The organism is Azospirillum sp. INR13 (genome assembly GCF_015390205.1).
Classification (GTDB): domain Bacteria; phylum Pseudomonadota; class Alphaproteobacteria; order Azospirillales; family Azospirillaceae; genus Azospirillum.
In genome coordinates this window covers 133,484-158,186 of the sequence record NZ_VUOI01000008.1, presented here as the reverse complement: position 1 = coordinate 158,186, position 24,703 = coordinate 133,484, and the positions used below count along the sequence as shown (strand labels likewise).

The window sequence follows — 24,703 nt, the reverse complement described above, 5'->3', positions numbered from 1 at the left end:
CTCCGGCCGGGGCAGGCGAAAGCCTGCGCTCAGGCCGCCGTCTTCTGGACGATGACGTTCTGGACCAGCTTCTTCAGCGCGACGAAATCGACGGGCTTGGTCACGAGCTCTGTCGCGCCGATGTCCAGCGCGCGGCGGCGGTTTTCGGTGTCGCCATAGGCGGTGACCATGATGACCGGCACCTGCGGAGCGTCCGCGCGGAGGCGCTGCAGGAAGTCGAGACCGCTCATGCCGGGCATATTGATATCGCTCAGGACAAGAACAGCTTCCGGTTGCAGGCCGGTGTTCAAGCTTTCAAGTGCCTCCTCCGCAGAAGAGGCGAAGTGAAGGGCCAGTTCTCCACGGCGCAATTCTGCGCGAAAGCGCTGACGGAACAGATCCTCGATATCCGGTTCGTCATCGACGACGAGGATTCCCAGGGTCATGACTTCCGGCGCTCCCCTAGCGACATTGCCGTCACGGTTCGTGGCAGCGTGATCGTAAACTCGGCATGCTCGTTTTCGATGCTGGATACGTCGAAACGGCCCCTATGCTGATGTACCACGATGTCATAGCTGAGTGAAAGGCCTAAGCCGGTTCCTTCGCCGGTCGGCTTCGTGGTGAAAAAAGGCGTGAACAGCTTGTCGACCACGGCGGGTGGCATGCCGACGCCATTGTCGTGAATCCGTATGGAAACTTCAGTTCCTCTTGTTTCGGTTGTCACCGTCAGCGTCGGTTCATAAACCGGGTCGCCACAGGTCAACTGCCGCTTGCGGACGGCGTAAAAGCTGTTCGTGAACAAATTGACCAGGACACGCGACATGTCCTGCGGAACCAGCTTCACCTCACCCACATCCGCGGCGAATCGACGCTCCAGCGTGGCGTTGAAGTTGCGGTCCTGGGCGCGCACGGCGTGGTAGGACAGAGACAGAGCCTCTTCCACCAAAGCGTTCAGATCGGTCGTCTGCCATTCGCCGCCGCCGCCGCGCGAATGGGCCAGCATGCTCTTGACGATGTTGTCGGCGCGCCGGCCATGGTCGGCGATCTTGCGCAGGTTGCTCTGCAGGCTGTCGACCAGATCGTCCACGTCGGCGCGGGTCGCGTCGTCCAGATGGTCGTTCAGCGGTTCCAGCAGCGCCAGCATCTCGTCCAGCAGCTCTCCCGACAGTTCGGCGAAGTTGTTGACGAAGTTCAGCGGGTTCTTCAGCTCGTGGGCGATGCCCGCGGTGAGCTGGCCGAGCGATGCCATCTTCTCCTGCACGATCAGCTGCTGCTGGGTCTCGCGCAGTTCTTTCAGGATCGCTTCGGCCCGCTCCTTGGCCTCCCGCAGTTCATCCTCGATCCGCTTGCGGTCGGTGATGTCGTGCTGGGTGATGACGTAGCCGCCGTCGGCGCGCGGAGCGGTGCGGATGTCAAGGATGCGGCCGTTCGTCGGCACCTGGCGTTCGGAATTGATGACGCCCTTGACCAGGAAGCGGGTGCACAGCTCCGCCACCGTCTCCTCGCAGGGGACGTCGCCGTAATCGCCGCGCCGGTGATTGTAATGGAGCGTCTCGGCCACCGGGGTGCCGGGCGGGAACATGCCGGGGGGATAGTCCCACAGCCGGAAATACTCGCTGTTGGCCCCTTCCAGCCGCAGGTCGCGGTCCAGCATCAGCACGCCGTTGGGCATGGCGTCGATGGCCGCCTGCAGCAATTGCCCCTGATGCGGCACCTCGGCATTGGCGGCCTCGGGGCGCATCTGGGTCAGCATCTCCATCACCGCGGGCGTACCACCCCAGGCCACCGGCTCCAGCAACTGGTCGAACCATTGGATGCTGGTGTCGGCGCGGTGGCGCTTGATGCGGCGGGCCAGCGGCTGGGTCGGACCCTGCAGGCAACGGGCATAGGCGTTGCGTTCCGCCAGATGGGCATCTTCCGGGACCAGCGTCATGACATCGGGCAGGGCCATCACCTGTTCCGCCGACTCGTAGCCCAGCAGGCGGGCCAGCGTGCCGCTGCAATGGAGGATCACGCCGTCGCGATGGACGATCAGGCCCGGCATCGCCGCGACCAGCTGGTCATGGTAGAGCCGCGCCCGGTCCAGCGAGTGCGCCACCGATTCCTCCGGCGAATAGGACGACAGCGGGGGCAGGGATCGGAGCAGATCGGTCTTGTCGTGCATGGGCAAGGATCCCGAAGATGTCGTCCACAGGGCTTCTGCCGCTTACCGGGCAGGATCAGGGGGCGGCAGGATCAGGGAGCATCCAGCGGCAGCCGCAGGAGGACGCTGGTTCCGCGGCCGACCTCGCTGTCGATGTCGATCTCGCCGCCGAGCTTGCCGGTGACCAGGTTGAACACGGCGTAGAGCCCCAGCCCCATGCTGCCGGCACCGCGGCGGGTGGTGGTGAAGGGCTGGAACAGCCGCGGCCGGATGTCCGCCGGGATGCCGCGGCCGTTGTCGGACACGCGCAGCTCCACCCGGTCCTCCCCCAGCATCCGCACCGAAACCGTGACTTTGCCGCCGGGGCGGCGGTCGGCGGCTGCATCCTCCGGCATCCCGTCCCCGGCATCCGCGCCGATGGCGGCGATCGCAGGCTCCTGTTCGAAGGCGTGGGCGAAGGCATTGGTCAGCAGGGCCAGCAGCACCTCGGTCAGCGCGCCGGGATAGGTGTCCAGCGCCAGCCCGTCCGGGCAGTCCAGCGACAGCTGGTGTCCCGCCGCCGCCGGCTGCACCTGCACCGCCAGCACGATGTCGGACAGGTAGTCGCGCAGGCCGACACTGCTGCGCGGCGAGCTGGCCTTGCCCTCCGTCACCAGCTTCAGGCTCTGGATCAGGGCGGCGGCGCGTTCGATGTTGGCGACCAGCAGGGTGGAGACCTCGCTGGCGGTGCCGACATAGTCCTGGAAGTCGCTCTTGCGCAGCTGGCCGCCCTTGAAGGTCATGATGATCGCCTCCGACGCCGTCTGCAGGTGGGTGGCGGCGGTCAGCGCGATGCCGACGGGCGTGTTGATCTCGTGCGCGACCGCGGCGATCAGCTGGGCGATCACCGCCATCTTCTCCGCCCGGATCAGGTCGGACTGCATGCGCTCCAGGTCGGCCAGCGCCTGTTCGGCCGAATCCTTGGCGCTGCGCAGCGCCTCCGCCTGCACCTTGCGTTCGGTGATGTCGTAGAGCCAGACGATGAAGACCGGCTGGTTCTCGTAAGTGGTGCGGTCGACGGACAGCGCCATCCACACCGTCCGCCGATCCTCGCGCACGTAATGGATTTCGTCCGACGCGGGCGCAGCCCCGGGCGGCCGGTCGGGCAGCCTTTCCCGCACATGGCGGAACAGGGTGGGGGAGCAGCGCTCGTGCATCGCCTCCGCCGGCACGCCGAAGAGGTCGGTGCAGCGCTGGTTGCAGTAGAGCAGCTCGCCGGTCTCGGTGATGATCGACACGCCGATGGGGCTGCCGTCCAGCACCCGGCGCAGGCGGGCGGCCTGGGCGCGCGATGCCGCTTCGGCCGTCCGCGTCTCCTGCAGCGCGTCACGCAGCCGCCGCACGGCGCGGCAGGCCTCCAGCGTCTTGTGGATGGTGGCTTCCAGATCGCTGAAATCGATGGGCTTGATAATAAAGTCGAAGGCGCCGCGGTTCATCGCCGCCCGCACGTTGCCCAGGTCGCCATAGGCGGAGACCATCACCGCGCGGATGTCGGCATTCACTTGCGGCAGATGGTCGAGCAGGGTCAGCCCGTCCATCCCCGGCATGTTGATGTCGCTCAGCACCATGTCGATGTCGGGCCGGGCGCGCAGGGTTTCCAGCGCCTCCTGCCCGTCATGGGCGAACAGAAACTCCAGTTCACCGGCGCGGACGGCGCGACGGAAACGCTGCATGATCAGCGTTTCGACGTCCCTCTCGTCGTCGACAACCAGAATCTTTCCCATCCCGCCTTCCTACCGCCAACCCGCCCGACCCGTGCCGCAACCGGATCCGGGCGCCACACCATAAGCGCGGATCGCCCGAACGGGAAGCACCGTGGCGTACGGTGCCCCATCGGTTGTATGGCACTGTGGCCCCAACCCGGGATCAGGCTGCATGACGGGAAGCCCCCAATCGATTATCACGCACGGTCGGCGGGCAGGATAACACGGGATTGCAATGCGGCGAGATGGTTGTGATTGAGACATTGCCGGTCAGCCGGCGGCTCCCTGCGGCGCCTGCGCTTCCGCAAGGGGCAGAGTGAACCAGAAGGTGGCTCCCTTGCCCGATTCGGCGTCCAGCCCGGCGGGGGCGTCCTCCACCCCGATCCGGCCGCCCAGATGCTCGACGATGCGCTTGGCGATGGCGAGTCCCAGGCCGGTGCCGGCCGGCTTGCCCGTCAGTATGTCGCCGGCCTGACGGAAACGCTCGAACACGATGTTGCGGTCCTTCCGCGCCACGCCGGGGCCGCTGTCGATAACCGCGATTCGCAGCGTGTCCCCGTCCAGCTTCGCCTCCAGCCGGGTCCGGCCGCCGGTGGGCGTGAATTTCGCTGCGTTGGACAACAGGTTCACCACCACCTGGATCACCCGGTCCTCGTCGCCGCGCACCGGCGGCAGGTTGCCGGGGATGTCCACCGACAGGGCAATGCCGCGCTCCAGGAACAGCGCCTCGGTCGCCGCGACCGCCTGGGTTAGCAGAAGGGCCGGATCGATGGCCTCGATCCGCCAGTCGAGCGCGCCGGCTTCGATTTTCGCCATGTCGAGCACTTGGTTGATCAGGCGGGTCAGCCGCTCGCTCTCCTTGATGATGACGGCCAGGAACTCCTGCCGCTGTTCGGCTTCCAGGTCCGGATCGTCGTGCAGGATCTCGCTGAGGGCGCGAATCGAGGTCAGCGGCGTGCGCAGTTCGTGAGTCACCGTTGACAGGAAATCGTCCTTCAGCCGGTCCAGCTCGGTCAGCCGGTCGTTGGCGGCGCGCAGCGCGTCGGTGGCGCGCTCCAGCTCCGCCGTCTTCATCTCCAGCTGGCGGCTGTGGGCGATGACGTCGCTGGTCTCGTCCAGCATGCGCAGAAGCTCCGCCGCCTCCACCGCTCCTGCGGAGACGGAGGAGGCGAGCGCCACCCGCGCCGAAGCCCCGCCGATGGCGCCGGCCAGCAGCCGTTCGGCCAGCCGCAGCCGTTCCGGCCCCGCCGGCTCGTCCGGGTCGGCACCGGCGAAGGCCTGCTCGGCGCGCTGCGGCCCGAGGAAGCGGGCAACGACGCGGGCGAGATCGCCGACGCTGGCGGCGTTGCGCCAATCCGCCGGGGACGTCGGCGGCATGGCGGCGGAGGTCGGTTCGAACACATCGACGAAGGCGGCGGCCTGCGCCCGCTCCGCCGCGTCGGGCCGGTCGAACAGCGACAGCCCGACATAGGCGCCGATGTTGGCAAGCGCGCTCCAGAACAGGGCATGGGCCAGCGGGTCCCAGCTCTCCAGCCCGAACAGCGCATAGGGCCGCAGCGCCGCGATGCTCCACGGCCCATCGGCGATGAAGCTGGCGGGCAGCCATCCAGACCGCGCGAAGCTGGGCAGCAGCAGCGTGTAGGCCCAGACCAGCGCGCCGGCCGCCACCCCGGCGACGGCGCCGCGCCGGGTCGCTCCGCGCCAATAGAGCCCGCCGATCAGGGCCGGGGCGAACTGCGCCACCGCCGCGAAGGAGATCAGCCCGATCGACACCAGCGCATAGGCCGATCCCGCCAGCCGGTAATAGCCGTATCCGAACAGCAGGATCGCGACGATGGCGACCCGCCGGACCATCAGCAGCAGCGGCGCCGGATCGGCCGAGCGCGCCAGCGCCGCCGGCCGGAAGCGCAGCAGCACCGGCACCACGAGGTCGTTGCACAGCATGGTGGACAGCGCCACCGTCTCCACCACGATCATCCCCGCCGCCGCCGACAATCCGCCGAGGAAGGCCAGCAGGGCCAGCCACTCCGCCCCGCCATGCAGGGGCAGGGCGACCACGAACAGGTCGGGGTCCACCCGCCCGCCGAAGGTCAGCAATCCCGACAGCGCCACCGGCAGGACGAACAGGTTTATCAGCAGAAGATAGAGCGGGAACAGCCAGACGGCACGGTCCAGCTGGCGTTCATCCACCGATTCGATGACCATCACCTGGAACTGGCGCGGCAGGCACAGCATCGCCGCCGCCGACAGGATGGTGGTGGTGACCCAGACCCCGGATGCCGCCCCTTCCAGCGCGATGTCGCCGCCGAACAGCCGGGCGAGGTCGGGGCGGGCAGTGGCGGCGGCGAACAGGCTGTCCAACCCGCCGTGCAGGCCCCAGACCACGAAAATCCCCACGGCCAGGAAGGCGACCAGCTTCACCAGCGATTCGAGTGCGATGGCCGCGACCATGCCGGGGTGATGCTCCGCCGCGTCGATCTGGCGGGCGCCGAAGACGATGGCGAACAGCGCCATCACCGCGGCGATCAGGAACCCCTGGTCGAGGAAGAGGGCATGAGTGGTTTCCAGCCCGCCGCCGGTCAGCGCGTCGAAGCTGACGGCGACCGCCTTCAACTGCAGGGCGATGTAGGGGGTGACGCCGATGGTGGCGGTCAGCGCCACGAGTCCGCCCAGCAGGGGGCTGTGGCCGTAGCGCCTGGACAGGAAATCGGCGATGGAGGTGATGCGCTGCGCCTTGGCGATGCGCAGGATCTTGCGCAGCAGCAGCGGGGCCAGCAGCATCAGCAGGGTGGGGCCGAGATAGACCGGCAGGAAGCCGATCCCCAGCGTCGCCGCCCGCCCGACCGAGCCGTAGAAGGTCCAGGTCGTGCAGTAGACCGCCAGCGACAGGGCGAAGACGGTGGGCGAGGCGATGACGCTGCGTCCCGCCGCCTGCCGCCGGTCGGCCCAATGGGCGATGGCGAACAGGGCGGACAGGTAGGCCAGCGCTGCAACCAGGACCGTGCCCCAATCGAGCCCGACCTCCATGCCGCCCCCTATCGGGTCCGGCCGGCGAGCGCCGCCAGCAGGATCACCACAGCCCAGACGCCGAAGACCCCGGCATAGAGGGCCGGCACCCCGAGAACCGTGCCCTCCACCCCGAACAGGCCGAGCAGCGGCGGGCTGAACAGCACGGCGGCCAGCAGGAACAGCCCGGCCATGCGCTCGCGGCGGCGGGGCGCGGGCTGTTCGTCGCGGGCCGGCGCGCTCAAAAGGCGCGTTCCCTTGCGGCGAGTTCGACCAGGATGTTGGCGCCGCGGATGGCGTCGTCCAGCGTCCGCACGTCGCGTTCGCGCAGCATCTCGATCATCCGCAGGAAGACCGCGGCGGTGACCAGGCTGTCGCCCAGCGCGGTGTGGCGGTCGACCACCTCGATGCCCAGCCGCTCGGCGATGCCGTCCAGCGTGTGGTCGCCGTCATTGCCCAGCAGCATGCGCGACAGCAGCATGGTGTCCAGCACCGGGCAATCGAACGCGACACCCGCCGCCCGTTCCTTCATCTTCAGGAATTTCAGGTCGAAGGCGGCATTGTGCGCCACCATCACCGCACCGGAGACGAAGCCGCGGAACTGCGGCAGCACGGCGTCGATGGTCGGCTTGCCCACGACCATGCCGTCGGTGATGCCGTGGAAGGGGACCGACTCCGGCGGGATCGGCCGCTTCGGGTCGACGAGCGTGTTGAAGGTCTCCCCGGTCAGGATGCGCCCGCCGACGACGCGGACCGCGGCGATCTGGATGATCTCGTCGCCGGTGCTGGGCGACAGGCCGGTGGTCTCGGTGTCGAACACGACGTAATGCAGCCGGTCGAGCGGCGTGCGGCCAAGCTCGCTGGTCGCCAGCGGCTGGTGCAGCAACCCGAAGTCGAAGAACTCCGGCCGGGCGCCGGCCCGTGGCCGCGGCTGGGCGGAGCGCGGCGACTGCGCCGGCGGCAGCGGCACGCGCAGCCGTGCCCGTGTTGCGGTCCCGTCGGCGGTGGGCAGCGGCTCGCTCCAGGCGGTGCTGCGGTGGTGCTGCAGCACGTCGCCGGCACTCAGGCCCCCCAGCCCGCCCGGCAGCGTCTGGTCCAGCCAGCCGTCCAGCGTGGCGCTGGGCACCGCCGGCCCCTCCCACACCAGATCGAGATAGACCCAGCGGTCGCCGTCCTGCGGCCCGGCGGCCTCCAGGTCGAAGGCGGTGGCGCCGGTCAGGCCGTGCACCTTCTCGATCAGATAGGCGAACAACAGGACCAGCCCGTGGCTGTCGCCATGCACCCATTGCGGCAGGCCGGTCAGCGTGACCGTGGTGGGGGATTCGGTCCCGACCCGGTGGGCAACGAGGTTGATCAGGTTGTTGGAGTGGATGTCGCTCATCGGCCAGCTGCCGGTGACGACGTTTGCGGTAGGCGGCGGTCACCTGCTCCAGCCGGCGGGACAGGCTGTCGCAGGAGTCCAGCATCGAGCTTTCGAAGGCCGCACGGTCGCCGGGGCCGAGGTCCGGCGCGTCGTACAGGGTCTCCACCGCGGCACGCAGGTTGGCGATCGGCGCGCGGAACCCCTCCGTCGCCTCGCGCAGCAGGGCGTCGCGCTGGCCCAGCGCCGCCAGTTCGCTGGTGGCGTCGGACAGGGTCAGCACATAACCGGTGATGACGGGAGGCTCGTCCGATCCCGGGTCGGGGTCCTGCAGGATGGCGCTCATGCGGCCTTCCAGCAGGATGCGGCCGTCGGTGGTGGCGCCGACGAACTGGGCGGTGGTGCCGTGCTCGTGATTGATGTGCCGGCCTTCGCGCACCCGCAAGGAGAGCCGTTCCAGCGTGTGGGTCAGCGGCTCCGCCACCACGAAATGAAGCAGCGAGCGGCCGAGCCCCAGCTCCCCGGTCAGGTGCAGGATGTCGAGGGCGGTCTGGTTGTAGAGCAGGATCTGGTGCCGGGTGTTGCAGACCAGGACGCCTTCATGCAGGTCGCGCAGCACGGCGGCGAGCTGGGTCTTCTGCTCCTCCGCCTTGGCGGTCGACTCGGCGACGGTGCGGGCGATGTCGCGGCGGACCTGGGCCAGCTTGTCCGACAGGTCGTTGACCGCGCGGGCGATCGGCTGCAGGTCGCCGTAGCGCGCCAGCGGCACCCGGCCGCCGACCGCGCCCTCCGCATTGCCGTGGGCGATCAGCCCGGCCTCCCGCCCCAGCGTTTCGGCAGCGCGCAGCAGGTAGCGGTCGACCGCCAGCCACAGCCCCCACACCGCCGCCGCGCAGGACGCCGTCATCACCACGGCATAGGTCAGCAGCGGATCCGCGGCATCCGACCCGCGCACCGCCATCGCCAGCCCGACCGACAGCGCCACCAGCCCCAGCCCGGCGGCACGGAAGGCCAGCGGGACGATCCGCCGGGGCTGTGGGGCAGGGGTGGTCACGGACCCGGTCACGGCGCCGGCTCCACGCTTCCGGCCGCCGGCAAGCCGAGATGGCGGCGGACGGTGGTCAGCAGGTCGCGGGTGGAGAATGGCTTGGTGATGTAGTCGGTGGCGCCCAGCGCCAGCCCCTTCTGCCGTTCGACGTCGCGGCTGCGCGCCGTCAGCATGATGATGGGAAGGGATTTCCAGGCCGGGTTGGTCCGCAGGGTCTGGCACACGTCGAAGCCGTCGCGCTTCGGCATCATGGCGTCGAGCAGGATCAGGTCGGGGGTGAAGCTCTCCACCGAGCGAAGCGCCTCGTCCCCGTCGCGGGCGATGCGCACGTCGAACCCGGCGCGCTGCATGAGGACCTGGAGCGACAGGACGATGCTGGGTTCGTCGTCGACGACCAGGATGGTCGACTTCATGGCGGGGCGTCCTCCGGTGCGCCGGTCTGCTGCCGGCTTCCCAAATTTGTGGCCGGGGCAATGCATTCGTGCCCTGGAATGTCCATGGTACGAGCAAAGACAAGCGGGGATCAAGCGGCACTCCCGGCTCCCCCGACCAAAGAACGGGGGTGGGTGGCACAAGAAAAAGCCCGGCCGCGACCAAATGTCGCCGCCGGGCCATCGCTTGCATGACAGGTTGTCGCAGGGAAAGGACCGGCATCGCGCCTCCGCCGGTCCGTCAGGGGATCAGCGGGCTGTGATCACGACCGGGTTGAGCCCCATCTTCGTTTTCAACTGTTCCGCCTCGCGCTTGGCTGCGGTCTGATCGGCGAATCCGCCGACGCGCACCGCCCGCCAGGACCGGTTGGAGTTGTCGGTCCAGTCCACCGTATAGGCCTGGAAGCCGCCGCCCTGCAGCCGCTGCGCCAGCGAATCGGCGTTCGCCGTCACCGAGAAGGTCCCGACCTGCACGGTATAACGCCCGGCGGGCATCGAAGCCGGCGGGGTGGCGGCCTTGGCCGGGGGCTTCGCCTCGCCATTGGCGGAGGGAGGCACAGATGCCGTGGCCGGGGGAGCCGGCGGGGCGGCCGGAGTCGCGGCGGGGGAGGCAGCGGCGGGCGGACGCTTGGCGGCTTCCTTCGGCGGGGCCAGCATCGCCTGGAGGGAGCCGGTGTCGGCAGGCCCGCCGGCGGCCGGCTGCTCCGGCTTGGCAGCATCAGGCTTGACGGTATCGGGTTTGGCGGCTTCCGGCTTCTGGGCGGCCGGTGGCGGTGCGCTTTCGGCCGGGGCCGTGGCGCGCGGCTTCGGCGCGGCGGCGGGCGCCGTGGCCGGGACGGCCGGCGGTTCCGGCACCTTCAGCACCGGCGGCGGGCTGGCGGGCAGGGCGGCGACCGGCGGCGGCGGGGCGGCGGACGCGGCCGGCGGTGTTGCCGGGGCTGCCTGGGTGGGGGGTGTCTGTGCCGGCGGCGTGACGGCTGCGGCCGGCGCGCTGTTGGTCGCTGCGCCGGACGGTGCCGCGTTGGACGGCGCAGCGTTTTGCTGTGTGGCGTTTTGGGGCGCGCGGGTGATGGCCGGGGCCGGCACCATCGGCGAGGAGGTGTTGGCCGCCGTGGTCACCGGCTCCGGGTCGCCCGATCCGAGATACACGACACCGACGGCGATGCCGCCCGCCGCCAGCAGGGCGAGCGCGATCTTGCCCAGCGGCAGGCTGCGGCTTGCCGGCTCTTCCTCGTCGTCCTCGACCTCGTCCTGCTGCTCGGCGTGCAGATCCTCGTTCAGGGCACGAAGCAGCTTGGCGATGTCCTCGTTCTCCGGCGGGGGAGTCTCGGAAGGTTTGCCGTTTGCTTTCATCTCGTCCTTGAACGTCGGTGTCGACAGGGTGGGAGCCTGCCGGGGCGGTGGCTTGAGCGTCACGGTCGACCTGCGCTTGCCCGTCATGGCGGGCCGGCTGGAAACAAAGAGGGGCCTTCCGGCGGCCGTTCCGCGGAACACGGACCGGCTGCGGAAAGCCCCTTCTCTTTATCGTATTTTACCGCCCCATCAAACCGCCATGCGGTCGCGCCCGGCGGACGGGCGATGCAAAGAAGGGGCTGCCGTCCCGCGGTGCCGGTCAGCCCTGATGCGGCTTGGCCGGATCGACCGGGTGCGGCTGGGTGGCGGTGGGAGGCGTCGGGTGGACGGTCGAGGACGCGGCCGGGGGCACCGGAGCCTGCGTGACCGGCTGCTGGGCGGCAGGTTGGACGGGCGCCGGGTTGATCGCGGCGGGCGGGGCCTGGGCTGCGGTCTGGGCGGGAGCCGCCTGCGTCTCGTCCTCCTCGTCCTTCAGGCCGGACTTGAAGGCCTTCACGCCCTTGGCGATGTCGCCCATCACGTTGGGCAGCTTGCCGGCGCCGAACAGGAGAAGCACGATGACCAGAACGATCAACCAGTGCCAGATGCTGAAACTGCCCATCGATCAATACCTCTGCAAATCGGTCGGAGCGGACGACGTCGCGGTCGCCACCAATGTGAGTGCCCCTTCCGCGCCGCACAAGAGGCGAGCGCCGAAGGAACCCGATAAAGGCGGCGCCCTCAGGCGGCCGGCCCGCTTTCCGCCGGTTCTTCCGGCAACTGGTGGCGCATGATCAGCGGCGCCTGGAACGCGCTGAACACCAGGGTCAGCGGCATGATGCCGAACACCTTGAAGTTCACCCACATGTCCGTGGAGAAGTTCCGCCACACGACCTCGTTCAGCACGGCCAGGACCAGGAAGAACCAGGCCCAGCGGATGCTCAGCGTCCGCCACCCGTCGTCCGACAGGCTCAGCACGGTGCCCAGCAGCCGCTTCATCACGTTGCGCCGCATCGCATGGGCGACGAACAGCACCGCGGCGAACAGCAGGTTGACCAGGGTCGGCTTGATCTTGATGAACAGATCGTCCTGCAGCCACAGGGTCAGGCCGCCGAACAGCAGCACGAAGCCTGCGCCGACCACCGGCATGATCGGGATGCGGCGTTCCAGCCGCCACGACACCGCGACCGCGATGGTGATGGCGACCATGAAGACCGCGGTGCCGGTCATGATGCCGGCCTGGGAGTTGGCGACGAAGAAGGCGGCCAGCGGACCGGCCTCGATCGCCAGGCGTGCGAACTGGTTCATACCCCTCACATAGCCTGAACCGGCCGCCCGTGAAAGGGGCGAATGGTGGCGGGCGGGGCATTCGGACGGATGATGGCGGCCGCTCAGAACTGCGCCGACAGCCGGAGCGAGCCGTAATTGGTCAGCGACTTCTGCCCGCGGAACTCAGGCGTCTGCAGGGTCTGGGCATAGGTCAGGCCATAGCGGCCGTAGCGCAGCGTCAGCCCGGCCTGCACGCTGCCGACGAAGGGATGCTTGTCGACGGACCGGCTTTCCCGGAAGGTGTTGCCGTCCAGGAAGATGTTGCGCGCGACGGCCCGTCCCTCGGCACTGGCGTAGACGTACCAGGAAAAGCGCCCCGGCCGCTCCGAATAGGGGGAGTCCTGGTAGGGGATGCTGGAGGTGGGGCGGGTCACCAGGGCGCCGACCGGCGGCGGCATGTTGCCGCCCAGCCGGACCGTGCTCCCCATCGCGGCGAAGGTCAGCACGTTGCCCAGGCTGCCGGCGACGTGGGGGCTGAAATCCCATTCCAGCGGCCCCAGCGCGTTCGGCTTCTCGCCGCGCCAGACATGCTCATAGCTCAGCACCACGCCGGGCTCGTCGCGCAGTTGGTAATTCCAGCCCTCCGGATAGGTGGCGCCGCCGACGATCTTGTGGACCGTCTTCTGCGTCTGCTCGGCCAGCGAGGACGGTCCGACCATGCCGAGGTCGAGGTCGATGCGGTCGACCGCCCGCGGCGCCTCGTTCAGCACCGACACCCGGCCATAGAGCCAACCGGCATAGGGCCGGTCGTCGGGGTCCGGATTGCGGACCTTGAGGTTGCTCGGCGTATAGATGTTCTGGCCGAAGGCGAAGCCGTAGCGCCGCACCCCGCCGGGCTCGATCCAGGGAACGAGGTTTGCCAGCCAGTCGATGCTGCCGTAGGTCGGCCGCGCGCCGGAGAAATAATAGAACTGGAAGCCGTTCGAGTAGTAGCGGTCGGTCCCGCCGCCGAACAGGTCGTTGTCGATCCAGAAACCGATGGCGGGGCCGGAAGCCGCGGGCGCGTCGCCCGGCGGCGGGGTGGTTTCCTGCGCGCTTGTCCCCGTTGCGGTCAGCAGCAGGGTCGCAAATGCTGCGGCCAAAGTGGGGCCGCTGTTCGTCGCCATTCCGGCACGCTCCATCCGTTTCGCAGGGTAACGGATGGAGGGGGAGTCTGTTGCGATGCGGTGCGGCTTCTTTGGGGGTAGGGGTGTTGGCTTCGATTGCCCCCACCCCAACCCTCCCCCGCTCTCAGCGGACCTACGGTCCGCCTGCCGCGTCAGCACAAAGCATAGCTTTGTGCGAGAGCTGGGCGGGGGAGGGGATAAGTGCTTGTTTGGCAGGGTAGCGGCAGTCCCTCCCCCGCCCAGCGGGGGAGGCTAGGTGGGGGCATTCGCCAGCCGACACCAAACCCTCATGCCTGTGCCCGCAAGCCCTCCACCGCCTCGTCCAGCGTCATGTCGATCCGCTTGATCCCATGCAGCGCCAGGAAGCGCGCTTCGTTCTTCGACAGCTCGCCGGGGATCACCGCCCAATGGCTGTCGGAGGAGCGCTTGGCGATCTGCCGGGCGAAGGTGCGCTGAATCTCGTGGTCGAAGCGGCAGCCCAGGAACAGGAAATGGCGTCCCGCCCGGCGCTCCTTCACGACGGCGGGGATTGGAGTCTGGATGTCGATCTCCGTCAGGATCTCGACATAGTCGCTGTCGGAGATCAGATAGTTGCCGGCCGGCGTCACCGCGCCCGACGGCTTGTAGAGCACGGTGTCCCAGCCGGCCGCCGCATCGGCCATCGTCTCCGCACCGTCGGGGGCGTAGTAGCGCACCCATTCGCCGGTCGATTGCGGGTGCGACACACCCTGTATCTGGCCCCAGCTCCGGTCGGCGGCGGCGCTCAGCAGGCTGTCCAGGACATTGTCGTACCAGACGTCGACCAGCAGGGGCGGGGCCGGGATCGCGGCAAGCAACGTGTGGACGGGGGTCGCCGGCACAGGCTGGCGGAAGATCTCGTTGAGGATGGCCTCCAGCGTCTTGCGGTGCTTGCGCGTCTCGATGAACTGGGCGACGGCGGTCAGGTTGGAGCGGATGCGGCCGGGGGCTGCGACCTTGGCGTTCAGGCGCTGCACCAGTTCCGCCGAATTGCGCGGGATCGGGCACTGGTCGGGCGGCAGCAGTGCGAAGGCTCCGGGGCCGAGATAGGGCACCACCTGCCTTGCCGCCAGCGCCGCAGCGATATCGGCCAGCGCCGCCGCGGCGTCCGGCACCGTGACGGAGTCGGAATCGGTTGCCAGCGTGGTGTCGGTCATGGAAGGCTTCTCCCTGGTTTTCTAGAGCTTGGTTTTCTAGAGCCTGATTTTCTAGAGATAGATCGCGGCGCCGGCGCCGGTGTTGACGCTGGCGTCCTTCAGCGTTTCCACGATGAAAGCGACCTGATCGCGGGTGATCTTGCGGTGCAGCGGCAGGGCGAGCACACGGTCTGCCGTCTTGGTGCAGACCGGGCAGGCGCCGCGGCCGGCCCGGTCCTCACCCAGCGCTTCGATGTAATATTGCTGGGTGTGCAAGGGCTGGCCGTAATCGCTGGCGTCGATGCCCTGGGTGTCCAGATCCTCGATGATCGACCGGCGCCCCGACGCGGTGAAGCGGGTGCCGAGATGGACGCAATAGACCATCGGGTTGACCACCTCGGCCCCCGGCCCGCGATAAGGCGGCTTGATCCCCTCGAAGCTCGCCATCGCCGCGTCGTAATAGGCGATGACCAGATTGCGGCGGGTCAGGATCTCCGGCAGGCGTTTCAACTGGACCAGGGCGAGCGCGGCGTTCAGATCGCTCATCCCCGTCTGCCAGGGCAGGGTGCGGGTGATGACCACCGTGTTGCGGTGCTCCGTCTCGCGCCGGCGCATGTAGCGCAGCCGGTGGGCGAGGTCGCGGTCGTCGGTGACGATCATGCCGCCTTCGCCGGCCAGCAGGATGCCGGGTTCGGAAAAATCGAAGACCGCAGCGTCGCCGAAGGTGCCGACCATCTGGCCCTTGTAGGTTGAGCCGATGGCCTCGGTCGAATCCTCCAGCAGGATCAGCCCCTTGGTGTCGGCCAGCGCGCGCAGCTCGTCCCAATGGGCGGGGTGGCCGTTGACGTTGGCTGCCAGGATCGCCCTGGTCTTGGGCGTGACAAGTGCCGCCGCCTTTTCCGGGTTGATGGTGTGCTGCCAATAGTCGATGTCGACCAGCACCGGCGTGGCGCCGGACAGCGCCACCGCATGCTGGACCTGATGCCAGCCGAAGGGGCTGCACAGCACCTCGTCCCCCTCGCCGATGCCATAGCCCTTCAGCATCAGCAGCGTCGCCATGGTGCCGCTGGACACCGCCACCGCATGGTCGCGGCCGACATAGGCGGCGAAGGCATCCTCGAACGCCCGCACCATCCGTCCGTCGCTCAAGGCCCCGGAGGACAGCAGGCGGCCCAGCATCTCGACCTCCGCGCCCGAGATGTCGGGGTCGGTCAGCGGGATGTAGTCGTCAACCTCGTCGTCGGCGGCGGGGGAGGGATGTGGAAGGGCTGCGGCGGCATCGCTCATTCACTCGTCCTCGTCCCGTTGGGCGATCACGACGCCGGTGGCAAGCTCCGGCTTGTCGGTGATGAGCCAGCAGTGGTTGTTGCCGTCCACCAGATGCAGGTCGAAGCCCGCCTCCTCCCGGAAGGGATCCTCCGCCATCACCGCGGCCATGGCGCCGGTGACGGTCTTCAGGTCCGGGTTGGCCTCGCGCACGCCGCGGACCACGGCGTCGAGTTTGCCGCCACCGGCGAACAGCCGGCCGGCAAGCGTGGCGATGCTGTCGATGCGTTCGGGAGACAGGGCCATGGGCGTCACTCCGTTCCGCGTTTCTTGGCGTCTACGGTGATCGGCAGGCGGGTATCCGCCGCCATCTCCGGCAGATCGAGCGTCCAGCCGTTGGCGATCTTGATCCAGCCGCCCCACAGACCCGGCTTCTCCATCTCGACGATGGGTTCCTCCAGGTCCTTCTTGGCGACGTAGATCGTGTATTGCTCGGACGCCTTGCGGATCATCACCTTCATCACCGGCACTCCATCCTGTTGTTCTGATTCGTTTTTGTCTCAGGCGGCGACCAGCCGGGCATGCAGGGCCGGCAGTTCCGACAGGACGGCGTCCACCTCCGCCGCGGTGGTGTAGCGGCTCAGCGAAAAGCGCAGGCTGGCGGCGGCCTGGGCGCCGCTCAGCCCCATGGCGGTCAGCACATGGCTCGGCTCGTTGCCGCCGGAGGAGCAGGCGGCGCCCATCGACACGGCGATCCCGGCCCGGTCGAGCCGCATCAGCAACTCCTCCGCATCCAGCGGATGGCCACGGCCGTCGGCGAAGCGGATGTTGCTGGTGTTGGGCAGCCGGGCGGCACCCGCGCCGTTCACCGCGGCACCGGGCCAGCGGGCGAGGATGCCTGCTCCAGCCGGTCGCGCAGGAAGGCGATCAGGTCCGCTTCGTCCAGCCAGAGGGATGCCAGCGACGCGGCGGCGCCGAAGCCGACGATGCCCGGCACATTTTCCGTTCCGCCGCGACGGCGGCGTTCCTGATGGCCGTGGATCAGCGCGTGGAAGGGCGCGCCCTTGCGGACATAGAGCGCGCCGACCCCCTTCGGCCCGTGCATCTTGTGGGCGGACAGCGTCAGGTAATCGGCGATGCCGCAATCGACCGGCACCCGGCCCGCCGCCTGCACCGCGTCGCTGTGGAACAGCGCGCCATGGGCATGGGCGATGGCGGACGCGCCTTCCACCGGCAACAGCACGCCGGTCTCGTTGTTGGCCCACATCATGGAGACCAGCGCCGTCGCCTCCGTCACCGCGGCGGCGAGATCGACCAGCGAGGGCAGGCCGTCGCGGTTTACCGGCAGGATGGTGACGCGCCAGCCGCGCTGGCGCAGGTCGCCGAACAGGGCCAGCGTCGCCGGATGCTCCACCGCGGTGGTGACGATGTGGTCGCGGCGGTGGTCGGTCTCCTCGATGACGCGGAGCGCGCCGAGGATGGCGGCGTGTGTCGCCTCGGTGGCGCTGCCGGTCATCACCAGATCGGCCGGCTTGGCGCCGATGAGGGCCGCGACCTGCGCCTTGGCCTCGCTCACCACGCGGCGGGCGGCCATGCCGGCGGAATGGGGACTGGACGGGTTGGCGAAACCCCCGAACAGGTGCGGCATCATCGCGTCGCGCACTTCCGCAGCCAGGGCGGTGGTGGCGTTGTTGTCGAGGTAGATCGTCATCGCATCACCCCCAGCCATCACATCACACCGGGCACGCCGCGCCGCGACCCGTCGGCCGGGACGATTTCCTCCTCCAGGCAGCCGACGACGGTGCCGCCGGGGAACTCCACCAGATAGACCGGCAGGCCGCCCTCTTCGGTGCGGCCGACGCGGACGATCACGCCCGGCGTGCCCTTCGGCGCCAGCAGCGCGCCGTCCGGCACCTGGGGGTGGCTGCCGTCGTTGAGCAGGTCCTCCTGCACCGTGACCCGCAGGCCCCAGTCGTACAGCGGTTCGCGCGGCGGGATGAAACCGGGCTTGGCGGCGGCTTCGACGTCGGACATCGCGAGGCTCCTTATCAGGTGTGGACCAGTGTTCATTGCGGGTCGTTGCAGTGGGCGTCGATCACCTCCAGCTCGCGCGCGCGCATGCCGACGACGACCCGCTTTTCATAAAAATCAACGGCATAGATGTAGTACATCTGCAGATAGGTCCCGATGGAGATGACGTAGCCGACATCGCCCTCGCGGATCAGGAAGTCGCCGACCGGCCGACCGGGATAGGTCCCGTCGTTGCGCACGTCGCGCAGCGCCTTGACCTTGAAGCCCTGTTCCAGCACCGGCGGGCCGACCAGCTCGTTGGCATCCTCGGCGCTGCGGGCGCGCTCGCGGCGGTATGGGGCGGCGGCTTCGATGTCGGTCATGGTGCTGGCGCTCCGTCCGTTGATGGCTGCTAGAGGGGCGGGAGATCGTTGGCGATGGTGAGCCCGGCGGCGCGCTGGCGGGCGATGGCGCGGACCTCCTCCTCCGGGTCGTCGAGCAGGGGGCCGAGTTGCCCGGCGTCGATCCGCCCGGCGACGGCGAGGCGGACCATCCAGTCGGCATCCTGCAGCAGCACATGCAGCTTCGACGCCGGCAGCCGCTGCGCCACCACCAGCCGCACCCGCGGGCTGTCGTCCCAGGCGAGGCTGGGCAGCCAGTCCATGGAAAGGCGGCGGGCGACCTCCACCCGAACCTCCGGGTCCTCGTCATGCATCATCGCCGGCAGCATGCCGTCGGGGATCCGCCGCACCACGCGCAGCCGCACCGAACAGTCGGGGTCGCGCATCAGCGGGGCGAGGTCGGCATCCTCCAGCCGGGCGGCGACGGCGATCCGCACCTCGCGGTCGGGGTCGTCGCGCAGCTTCAGCAACAGCCGGCGCGGCAGGCGGCGGGCCAGGACGGAGCGTACCGTCTCGTCCGGGTCGTTCATCAGCCGTGGAAGCTGGAAGATCGGGGCGAAGCGGGCCGCGTTCGCCCGCACTTCGAAATAGGGATGGCCGAGATGGCCGGCGGCGAGGTCCGGATTCCATTCGAAGAAGCGCTGGATGCGCTTGGCGTAGCGGTCCTGCACGCAGGCCTTCAGCGGCAGGCAATGGCCGGTCAGCTTGCCGCCCGCAGGAAGGGCGGCGGTATCCGGGTCGAGCCGGCGCTCCTTGTGGTCGCAGCCGGTGCAGTCCACCGGCTCGCCGCGCCAGTCCAGGGATTCTAGGATGTCGTCGCTCATGCGCCGGCTTCCTCATGCTCATGCTGGTCGGCGATGGCGATCAGGCGGGATGCCCCGAAGCGGTCGTCGGGGTCTAGGTCGCGGACCTTGCCCAGCGCCTCCCGCCCGGCGTCGAGCCGGCCGGTGCGCAGCAGCAGATAGCCGATGGCGACCAGGGCGAACAGGAACAGGCGGGGCGCCGGCTCCAGCCCCCGAAAATCGGCGGTGGCCGGGGTGACGGCGCGCCAGTCGGTGTGGTTGACGCCGAGCGCGGCCATGGCGTGGCCGATCATGCGCTCGCCATAGACCAGCGCCCGGTCGAGATTGGCCTTGTAGAAGTGGAACTTGTAATGGCCGAGATCGACGAGGCGATGGCCGGGAGCAACCTCCGCCGCGCGGGCGAGATGGGCGAGCGCCGCCTCGCCATCGGCATAGCTGGCGGCGGCCAGATGCAGGCAACGTTCCGCCTCGGGCGGAAGATCCCCGCCGTAGTAGCGGCGGGCGAGCCAGTCCTCATCCACCTCGTCCAGCATGGCGCGGTGCTCCTGGGGTTCCCCCTCCCCACCAGGAGGGAGGGGATTTCACATCACGCCGGGACGCAGCAGTCGGCGGGGCAGACGGCGGCGCATTGCGGGCTGTCGAACTGGCCCTGGCATTCGGTGCATTTGGCCGGGTCGATGACGTAGGTGCCCTTCTTCAGGCTGATGGCGATGTTCGGGCACTCGGCCTCGCAGGCGCCGCAGACGGTGCATTCGGCGGACTTGATCTTGTAGGCCATGGCTCTCTCCTTCGGTGATGGGATGGCTGTGGAAGGGGGGAAGAGGAAGGGGCGTCAGGCACGTCGCGCGGTCAGTGCCCCGGTGCGGATCACCGCATCCTGGCCGGCGCGGGACTGGACGACGCCCTGGCCGAGCCGCTCGGCGTAGTCCTTGAAGTAGGCCAGTGCCGATTCCTCGATGTAGTCGAAGGCGAAGCGGTCGACCGGCTCGATCCCGGCCTCGGCCAGCGACTTCGACGGGCAGCCGCCGATCTTGGCGACGAACACCGCGGTGCAGTCGTTGATGGCGGCCAGCACGCCGTCCAGCGTGTCGACGTCGCCGGAGCCGCCTTCGCAATACTGGTCGACGCGGCGGTGGCCGACGAACTTGGCGCCGCCCGGGCCGACCTCGTAGATCTGGAATTCCTTGGCGTGGCCGAAATGCTCGTTGATGCGCTCGCCGCCCTTGGTGGCGACGGCGATCAGGATCGGATCGACCGCGGTGCCGACGCTGTCGCGGACATCGGCCTGCGCCGCGGCCTTGGAGGCGTGGCGGCCGGCGCGTTCGGCCTCGACATGCTCGCGGTAGCTGCGGCGCGCCTCGTCGTCATAATCGATGGCGCCCATCGCCTCGATCTTGTCGGCGGTGAACTCCTCACCGCGATCCTCGCCCAACAGGCCGACCGCATCGGCGCGGCACTGGCGGCAATGGCGCATCAGCTTGGCCCCGCCCTCGCAGGCGTCCTGCACCACCTTCAACTCCTGCGCGGTGGGGCCGCGCTGGCCGTTCAGGCCGAAATAGGTGCCGTGGGCGGGGTCGGAGATCAGCGGCATGATGTTGTGCAGGAAGGCGCCGCGGCTCTTGACCGCCTTGTTCACCTCCAGCAGGTGCTCGTCGTTGATCCCCGGGATCATGACGGAGTTCACCTTCACCAGGATGCCGCGCGAGGTCAGCATCTCCAGCCCCAGCATCTGCTGCTCATGGAGAATTTTCGCGGCGTCGATCCCGGTCCAGCGCTTGTGCTTGTGGAAGATCCACGGGTAGATCCGGGCGCCGACCTCCGGATCGACCATGTTGATGGTGATGGTGACGTGGTCGATGTTGTATTGGGCGATGGTGTCCACATGCTCGGGCAGGGCCAGACCGTTGGTGGACAGGCACAGCTTCAGGTCCGGCGCCTTTTTCTGCAGCATTTCGAAGGTGGCGAAGGTGTTCCTGCCGTTCGCCGCCAGACTGTCGCCGGGGCCGGCGATGCCGATCACCGACAACTGCGGGATTTCCTGGGCGACGGCGAGGATCTTCTTGAGCGCCTGATCGGGGGTCAGCTTTTCGGAGACCACGCCCGGCCGGCTCTCGTTCGAGCAATCGTATTTGCGGTTGCAGTAGTTGCACTGGATGTTGCAGGCCGGGGCGACCGCGACATGCATGCGGGCGAAATAGTGATGCGCCTCTTCCGAATAGCAGGGGTGGTTCTTCACCTTCTCCCACACCGCCGGGTCCATGTCGGCCGGACCGTCCCCCATTTCTCCTAAGGGGCCGCAGGACGACGACGAACAGCCGGACGCCGCCTCGGGCGCTGCCGGCATCGCCGCGGGCGGGGCCAGTTCCCCAAGCCCGAAGATGCTGTCGAGCGAAACCACGTTGCTCATCATCCACTCCTTCCCTGCCGTGCCGGACGACACCGTTGGACGAAGTGGAGAAAAGCAAGTTCGGGGCCAGAATGGGAAATGCAGCGTTTACAAAGGCTTGGCAGGATTTGTCGGCATCGCGGACGCTGTCGTCATTGCGACAATGGCGGGGCCAGCCAGGGGCTTTGTCGGGGTGCCGACAAACCGGTCAGGCAAGTTCGCCGCGGAAGGCGACGACATGGTCCTGGCCCTCGTCCAGCGCCTCCGCCCCGAAGCCGATCAGGCCGCTGCCGACCAGCTTGGTCGAATCGCGGCGCAGCACCAGCGGCGGCGATCCGCCGCTGCGGATGAAGGTGCCGTTGGTGGAATGGTCGGTCAGCAGGAAGCTCTCGCGGGTGAAGTCGATCACCGCATGCTGGCGCGAGGTCTGGCGCGAGGCGATGCGCAGGCCGCTGCTGTCCTCCCGCCCGATGGTGACGCGGGGCAGCGCGCGGCTCATCGCGATTTCCTGTCGCGGTAGGACAGATGAAGCGTCACCATGGCATCGCCGGCCTCCGTCACCATGGAGAAGCCGAGCGTGGTGCTTTCGATGGCGTCGTCGGCGTCGTCGGCGCTGCGGACCCGGTGGACGCGGATCGGTGCCGTCTTGCCCTTCATGGCGACGTTGTTCAGCGGTTTGGTCCGGTCGCGCAGGTCGGGCGACAGGCCGTCCACCAACGCCTGGGTCACCAGGATTTCGCCCTGCCGCGCGATCTGCTGTACCCGTGCGGCGACGTTGCAGGCGTCGCCCGTAGAGGTCGCCCACCCCTTCGATCACCGGGCCGTGATGGATGCCGATGCGCAGCCGTAGGCCATGCCGGTCCTGTCCGTCGATCATCGCGCAGGCGGCGCGGACGCTGTCGTCGCAGGCCGGGAAGGCGGCCAGCAGCCCGTCGCCCAGGCTCTTGATCACCCCGCCGCTGTGCTCCTCGACCAGCTGGCGCAGGTGGGCCAGCACCTGTTGCGTCAGCGCCGCGGCGGTGGCGTTGCCGATGCGCTCGTACAGCATCGTGCTGTCCGCGATGTCGACGAACATCAGGGCGAGGGGCTTCTCAAGCGAGGGCAAGACGGAAATCCGTTCGATCGGAAAGATGCCATCGAACCGAAGGCGCGGCAGGGTAGCATGAAACCGCGGCGGGGTGCGACGGCAGTGGTCGCACCCCGCAGGGTTCCGGTTGCGGCATCCGTCAGCCGACCGTCTTAGAACCTCTTGATCTCGATGTTGTATTTGCGGAGCGCGTAGCTGACTTGGCGGGTGGTCATGCCCAGCAGGCGGGCGGCCTTGGCCTGCACCCAGCCGGTGCGTTCCATCGCCCACACCAGACGGTCGCGCAGGGGACCCGACTCCGGTTCGTCCAGCGGCAGGTCGGGGTTGTCGGCGGGCTGCGGCGCCGGGGCGGAGGGAACCGCGGGGGCGGCGGCGGCCGGTTGGGGAGCGGGCAGGGGGGCGATGGCGGTCGGCGGCAGCGGCTTGGACGCGCCGCAGACCGGCGCCGGACCGGCGGAACAGCCCGATGCGCAGGCCGGCCACTGCGTTCCGCCTGGCGTCCCATTTGCCGGTGGCGGCACCGCAGGCGGCATGCCGGCGTTGGTCGGCTGCTGCGGACGTCCCAAAGCCGGGTTGGCGCCTGACGGGTTGGTCGGGGTGCCGCTCATCGACGGGGCCAGCCCGCCGACGGCGGCTCCCATGGTGCGGTACTGGAACAGCACCGACGAATTGCAGAGATTCATGCTGCAGGACAGGTCGGGCACGCGGATGGTGCCGTTGCGGCATTGGGTCGCCGCGCGCTCGATGCAGTTTTCCAGTTCGCGCACGTTGCCGGGCCAGGTGCAGCGGTTCAGAACCTCCAGCGCGTCACGGTCGATGTCCAGGGTCAGGCCGTTGTCCCGGGCGAATTTGGCGATGAAATGCTTGGCCAGCATGGCGATGTCGCCGCGCCGCTCGCGCAGCGGCGGCAGGTGGATCGTCACCACGTTGATGCGGAAATACAGATCGGCGCGGAACTTGCCGTGGCCGACCGCCTCCTCCAGGTTCAGGTTGGTGGCGCAGATCAGGCGGACGTCGGTCTTGATCGTCTTCGACCCGCCGACCCGCTCGAACTCCTGTTCCTGCAGCACGCGCAAAAGCTTGGCTTGGAAGTTGGAGGAGATGTCGCCGATCTCGTCCAGGAACAGCGTGCCCCCCGAGGCCAGCTCGAACCGGCCCTTGTGGTCCTTCTGGGCGCCGGTGAAGGATCCCTTCTCGTGGCCGAAAAGCTCCGACTCCAGCAGAGATTCGGGCAGGGCGGCGCAGTTGACGCGGATGAAGGGAGCGTCCTTGCGTGGCGACAGGTTGTGAATGGCCCGCGCGATCAGTTCCTTGCCGGTGCCGCTCTCGCCGCGGATCAGCACGGTGGACTTGAAGGGCGCCAACCCGATGCACCTGGGCCAGCACGTCGACCATGTTGGGGCTGGTGCAGACCACGTCGTTGACCGGCGCCACCACCGGCCGCAGCTCCTTCTGGACGCGGAAGGTCTCGCGCATCATGAAGCGCCGTTCCTCCGCCACCGTCCGGTGCAGGCGCACGGTCTGGCCGATCAGGTTGGCGACCATGGTCAGGAAACGGACGTCGGAGCCGAAATGGCCGCTGGGGCCGTCGTCGGAGATGCGGTCGATGGTCAGCACGCCGACGACGGTGCCGGCCGCCTTGATCGGCACGCCGACCAGCGACGCCACCTGCTCGTCCAGGTCGTCGCGCCCGCCGGAGCGGTTGTTGAACAGCGGCTCTTCGGCCAGATTGGGGACGACGGCCGGCATGCCGGTCTTCAGGATGCGGCCGCTGATGCCCTCGCCCTGGCCGTAGTCGATCTCCTGCGCCGTCGAACCCTTCGGCAGTCCAAGCGCCGCGACCAGACGCAGCGCATTGTCCTCTCCCTGGAGGTAGACGCGGCCACGGTGCATCTGCAGCTGGTAGGACAAGGCGCGCAGCACTTCGCGCAGGGTCTGTTCCAAATCCAGCGACGACCCGAGGATCTTGCTGACCTCGTAGATCGTCAGCAGCTCAAGGCTGGAAGATGACGCGGACTGGGCAGCACTCGGCATGATCGATCCCCTCGCTCTGCTTGGGACCCGGCCACGCGCCGGATGGAATGATCCGGCCGTCGCAACGCGTCGGGTCCTGGCGTCAG

General features: G+C 68.7%; 27 protein-coding genes and 2 pseudogenes. 1 reads left to right on the top strand and 28 read right to left on the bottom strand.

Features of this window, described 5'->3' with window-relative positions; translation table 11 throughout:
- Positions 1–29: 29 nt before the first annotated feature.
- The 6 genes from F1643_RS09450 to F1643_RS22780 all read right to left on the bottom strand — a co-directional run bounded on the left by F1643_RS09450 (position 30) and on the right by F1643_RS22780 (position 8,251).
- A complete protein-coding gene (locus F1643_RS09450) occupies positions 30–425 on the bottom strand; it encodes a response regulator (protein WP_194912759.1) in 396 nt (131 codons plus the stop codon).
- Positions 422–2,143: a PAS domain-containing sensor histidine kinase gene (locus F1643_RS09445; RefSeq protein ID WP_194912758.1), complete on the bottom strand. Its 1,722-nt coding sequence runs from the start codon at positions 2,141–2,143 to the stop codon at positions 422–424. The genes F1643_RS09450 and F1643_RS09445 overlap by 4 nt, the downstream gene beginning before the upstream one ends.
- Positions 2,144–2,214: 71 nt before the next feature.
- Positions 2,215–3,885, bottom strand: a complete 1,671-nt coding sequence (locus F1643_RS09440) for an ATP-binding protein (RefSeq protein WP_194912757.1) — start codon at positions 3,883–3,885, stop codon at positions 2,215–2,217.
- A gap of 249 nt (positions 3,886–4,134) precedes the next feature.
- Complete coding sequence (locus F1643_RS09435; protein ID WP_194912756.1) at positions 4,135–6,891, bottom strand: sensor histidine kinase; 2,757 nt, start codon at positions 6,889–6,891, stop codon at positions 4,135–4,137.
- An 8-nt stretch (positions 6,892–6,899) separates the two neighbouring features.
- A complete protein-coding gene (locus F1643_RS09430) occupies positions 6,900–7,115 on the bottom strand; it encodes a hypothetical protein (RefSeq protein WP_194912779.1) in 216 nt (71 codons plus the stop codon).
- Entirely contained in the window at positions 7,112–8,251 is a 1,140-nt protein-coding gene (locus F1643_RS22780; protein WP_255542586.1) for a PolC-type DNA polymerase III, read from the bottom strand. Before F1643_RS22780 ends, F1643_RS09430 begins: the two co-directional genes overlap by 4 nt.
- Here F1643_RS22780 and F1643_RS22775 point away from each other — a divergent pair.
- Positions 8,241–9,389: a hypothetical protein gene (locus tag F1643_RS22775; RefSeq protein WP_255542585.1), complete on the top strand. Its 1,149-nt coding sequence runs from the start codon at positions 8,241–8,243 to the stop codon at positions 9,387–9,389. The genes F1643_RS22780 and F1643_RS22775 overlap by 11 nt on opposite strands.
- Here the strand turns inward: F1643_RS22775 and F1643_RS09420 are convergent.
- From F1643_RS09420 to F1643_RS22745, 22 genes and pseudogenes are all read right to left on the bottom strand, one after another.
- Positions 9,293–9,691: a response regulator transcription factor gene (locus F1643_RS09420; RefSeq protein WP_194912755.1), complete on the bottom strand. Its 399-nt coding sequence runs from the start codon at positions 9,689–9,691 to the stop codon at positions 9,293–9,295. The two genes, F1643_RS22775 and F1643_RS09420, sit on opposite strands and share 97 nt — an antisense overlap.
- A gap of 267 nt (positions 9,692–9,958) precedes the next feature.
- Positions 9,959–11,125: an SPOR domain-containing protein gene (locus tag F1643_RS09415; RefSeq protein ID WP_370540547.1), complete on the bottom strand. Its 1,167-nt coding sequence runs from the start codon at positions 11,123–11,125 to the stop codon at positions 9,959–9,961.
- A gap of 196 nt (positions 11,126–11,321) precedes the next feature.
- The gene (locus F1643_RS09410; protein WP_194912752.1) at positions 11,322–11,663 is read right to left on the bottom strand and encodes a twin-arginine translocase TatA/TatE family subunit; all 342 of its coding nucleotides are present in this window, start codon (positions 11,661–11,663) and stop codon (positions 11,322–11,324) included.
- A gap of 119 nt (positions 11,664–11,782) precedes the next feature.
- Positions 11,783–12,349, bottom strand: coding sequence for a septation protein A (locus tag F1643_RS09405; RefSeq protein WP_194912750.1), 567 nt, complete (start codon positions 12,347–12,349; stop codon positions 11,783–11,785).
- An 83-nt stretch (positions 12,350–12,432) separates the two neighbouring features.
- On the bottom strand, positions 12,433–13,476 hold the full coding sequence (locus tag F1643_RS09400; RefSeq protein ID WP_194912747.1) for a lipid A deacylase LpxR family protein: 1,044 nt from the start codon (positions 13,474–13,476) through the stop codon (positions 12,433–12,435).
- A gap of 287 nt (positions 13,477–13,763) precedes the next feature.
- Positions 13,764–14,651, bottom strand: coding sequence for an SIR2 family protein (locus F1643_RS09395; protein WP_194912744.1), 888 nt, complete (start codon positions 14,649–14,651; stop codon positions 13,764–13,766).
- Between the two features lie 51 nt (positions 14,652–14,702).
- Positions 14,703–15,917, bottom strand: coding sequence for a DegT/DnrJ/EryC1/StrS aminotransferase family protein (locus F1643_RS09390; RefSeq protein WP_194912742.1), 1,215 nt, complete (start codon positions 15,915–15,917; stop codon positions 14,703–14,705).
- Positions 15,918–16,202: a hypothetical protein gene (locus F1643_RS09385; RefSeq protein ID WP_014248519.1), complete on the bottom strand. Its 285-nt coding sequence runs from the start codon at positions 16,200–16,202 to the stop codon at positions 15,918–15,920. It abuts the gene before it with no gap.
- 5 nt (positions 16,203–16,207) lie between these two features.
- Positions 16,208–16,417 carry a putative nitrogen fixation protein NifT gene (gene nifT / locus F1643_RS09380; RefSeq protein ID WP_194912741.1) on the bottom strand — a complete coding sequence of 70 codons (210 nt, stop codon included), beginning with the start codon at positions 16,415–16,417 and terminating at the stop codon, positions 16,208–16,210.
- Between the two features lie 39 nt (positions 16,418–16,456).
- Positions 16,457–16,765, bottom strand: a complete 309-nt coding sequence (locus F1643_RS22770) for an aminotransferase class V-fold PLP-dependent enzyme (RefSeq protein ID WP_370540546.1) — start codon at positions 16,763–16,765, stop codon at positions 16,457–16,459.
- The gene (locus tag F1643_RS09375; RefSeq protein ID WP_255542584.1) at positions 16,762–17,625 is read right to left on the bottom strand and encodes a cysteine desulfurase family protein; all 864 of its coding nucleotides are present in this window, start codon (positions 17,623–17,625) and stop codon (positions 16,762–16,764) included. Before F1643_RS09375 ends, F1643_RS22770 begins: the two co-directional genes overlap by 4 nt.
- Entirely contained in the window at positions 17,625–17,930 is a 306-nt protein-coding gene (locus F1643_RS09370; protein ID WP_194912740.1) for a nitrogen fixation protein NifZ, read from the bottom strand. Before F1643_RS09370 ends, F1643_RS09375 begins: the two co-directional genes overlap by 1 nt.
- Before the next feature lie 32 nt (positions 17,931–17,962).
- Positions 17,963–18,289 (bottom strand): nitrogen fixation protein NifZ, encoded by a 327-nt coding sequence (locus tag F1643_RS09365; RefSeq protein WP_014248515.1) that lies wholly within the window; start codon positions 18,287–18,289, stop codon positions 17,963–17,965.
- Between the two features lie 29 nt (positions 18,290–18,318).
- Complete coding sequence (locus F1643_RS09360; RefSeq protein ID WP_194912739.1) at positions 18,319–19,131, bottom strand: 4Fe4S-binding leucine-rich repeat protein; 813 nt, start codon at positions 19,129–19,131, stop codon at positions 18,319–18,321.
- Positions 19,128–19,643: a hypothetical protein gene (locus F1643_RS09355; RefSeq protein ID WP_194912737.1), complete on the bottom strand. Its 516-nt coding sequence runs from the start codon at positions 19,641–19,643 to the stop codon at positions 19,128–19,130. Before F1643_RS09355 ends, F1643_RS09360 begins: the two co-directional genes overlap by 4 nt.
- 53 nt (positions 19,644–19,696) lie before the next feature.
- A complete protein-coding gene (locus F1643_RS09350; protein WP_014248512.1) occupies positions 19,697–19,888 on the bottom strand; it encodes a 4Fe-4S dicluster domain-containing protein in 192 nt (63 codons plus the stop codon).
- Between the two features lie 54 nt (positions 19,889–19,942).
- The gene (gene nifB / locus F1643_RS09345) at positions 19,943–21,517 is read right to left on the bottom strand and encodes a nitrogenase cofactor biosynthesis protein NifB (protein ID WP_194912778.1); all 1,575 of its coding nucleotides are present in this window, start codon (positions 21,515–21,517) and stop codon (positions 19,943–19,945) included.
- A 187-nt stretch (positions 21,518–21,704) separates the two neighbouring features.
- A complete protein-coding gene (locus F1643_RS22765) occupies positions 21,705–21,995 on the bottom strand; it encodes an FHA domain-containing protein (RefSeq protein ID WP_255542590.1) in 291 nt (96 codons plus the stop codon).
- A complete protein-coding gene (locus tag F1643_RS22760) occupies positions 21,992–22,225 on the bottom strand; it encodes a hypothetical protein (protein WP_255542592.1) in 234 nt (77 codons plus the stop codon). Before F1643_RS22760 ends, F1643_RS22765 begins: the two co-directional genes overlap by 4 nt.
- A 133-nt stretch (positions 22,226–22,358) precedes the next feature.
- Positions 22,359–22,544 (bottom strand): annotated as a pseudogene (locus F1643_RS22755) (adenylate/guanylate cyclase domain-containing protein); the annotation flags it as partial.
- Between the two features lie 191 nt (positions 22,545–22,735).
- The gene (locus tag F1643_RS22750) at positions 22,736–23,947 is read right to left on the bottom strand and encodes a sigma 54-interacting transcriptional regulator (protein WP_255542583.1); all 1,212 of its coding nucleotides are present in this window, start codon (positions 23,945–23,947) and stop codon (positions 22,736–22,738) included.
- 211 nt (positions 23,948–24,158) lie between these two features.
- A pseudogene (locus F1643_RS22745) lies at positions 24,159–24,476 on the bottom strand (GAF domain-containing protein); the annotation flags it as partial.
- Positions 24,477–24,703: the final 227 nt, after the last annotated feature.

Coding starts and splice junctions, on each gene's coding strand:
- F1643_RS09450 (WP_194912759.1), bottom strand. CDS start 425: ATGACCCTGGGAATCCTCGTCGTCGATGACGAACCGGATATCGAGGAT.
- F1643_RS09445 (WP_194912758.1), bottom strand. CDS start 2,143: ATGCACGACAAGACCGATCTGCTCCGATCCCTGCCCCCGCTGTCGTCC.
- F1643_RS09440 (WP_194912757.1), bottom strand. CDS start 3,885: ATGGGAAAGATTCTGGTTGTCGACGACGAGAGGGACGTCGAAACGCTG.
- F1643_RS09435 (WP_194912756.1), bottom strand. CDS start 6,891: ATGGAGGTCGGGCTCGATTGGGGCACGGTCCTGGTTGCAGCGCTGGCC.
- F1643_RS22775 (WP_255542585.1), top strand. CDS start 8,241: ATGTCGCTCATCGGCCAGCTGCCGGTGACGACGTTTGCGGTAGGCGGC.
- F1643_RS22780 (WP_255542586.1), bottom strand. CDS start 8,251: ATGAGCGACATCCACTCCAACAACCTGATCAACCTCGTTGCCCACCGG.
- F1643_RS09420 (WP_194912755.1), bottom strand. CDS start 9,691: ATGAAGTCGACCATCCTGGTCGTCGACGACGAACCCAGCATCGTCCTG.
- F1643_RS09410 (WP_194912752.1), bottom strand. CDS start 11,663: ATGGGCAGTTTCAGCATCTGGCACTGGTTGATCGTTCTGGTCATCGTG.
- F1643_RS09405 (WP_194912750.1), bottom strand. CDS start 12,349: ATGAACCAGTTCGCACGCCTGGCGATCGAGGCCGGTCCGCTGGCCGCC.
- F1643_RS09400 (WP_194912747.1), bottom strand. CDS start 13,476: ATGGCGACGAACAGCGGCCCCACTTTGGCCGCAGCATTTGCGACCCTG.
- F1643_RS09395 (WP_194912744.1), bottom strand. CDS start 14,651: ATGACCGACACCACGCTGGCAACCGATTCCGACTCCGTCACGGTGCCG.
- F1643_RS09390 (WP_194912742.1), bottom strand. CDS start 15,917: ATGAGCGATGCCGCCGCAGCCCTTCCACATCCCTCCCCCGCCGCCGAC.
- F1643_RS09385 (WP_014248519.1), bottom strand. CDS start 16,202: ATGGCCCTGTCTCCCGAACGCATCGACAGCATCGCCACGCTTGCCGGC.
- nifT (WP_194912741.1), bottom strand. CDS start 16,417: ATGAAGGTGATGATCCGCAAGGCGTCCGAGCAATACACGATCTACGTC.
- F1643_RS09375 (WP_255542584.1), bottom strand. CDS start 17,625: ATGGCTGGGGGTGATGCGATGACGATCTACCTCGACAACAACGCCACC.
- F1643_RS09370 (WP_194912740.1), bottom strand. CDS start 17,930: ATGTCCGACGTCGAAGCCGCCGCCAAGCCCGGTTTCATCCCGCCGCGC.
- F1643_RS09365 (WP_014248515.1), bottom strand. CDS start 18,289: ATGACCGACATCGAAGCCGCCGCCCCATACCGCCGCGAGCGCGCCCGC.
- F1643_RS09360 (WP_194912739.1), bottom strand. CDS start 19,131: ATGAGCGACGACATCCTAGAATCCCTGGACTGGCGCGGCGAGCCGGTG.
- F1643_RS09355 (WP_194912737.1), bottom strand. CDS start 19,643: ATGCTGGACGAGGTGGATGAGGACTGGCTCGCCCGCCGCTACTACGGC.
- F1643_RS09350 (WP_014248512.1), bottom strand. CDS start 19,888: ATGGCCTACAAGATCAAGTCCGCCGAATGCACCGTCTGCGGCGCCTGC.
- nifB (WP_194912778.1), bottom strand. CDS start 21,517: ATGAGCAACGTGGTTTCGCTCGACAGCATCTTCGGGCTTGGGGAACTG.
- F1643_RS22765 (WP_255542590.1), bottom strand. CDS start 21,995: ATGAGCCGCGCGCTGCCCCGCGTCACCATCGGGCGGGAGGACAGCAGC.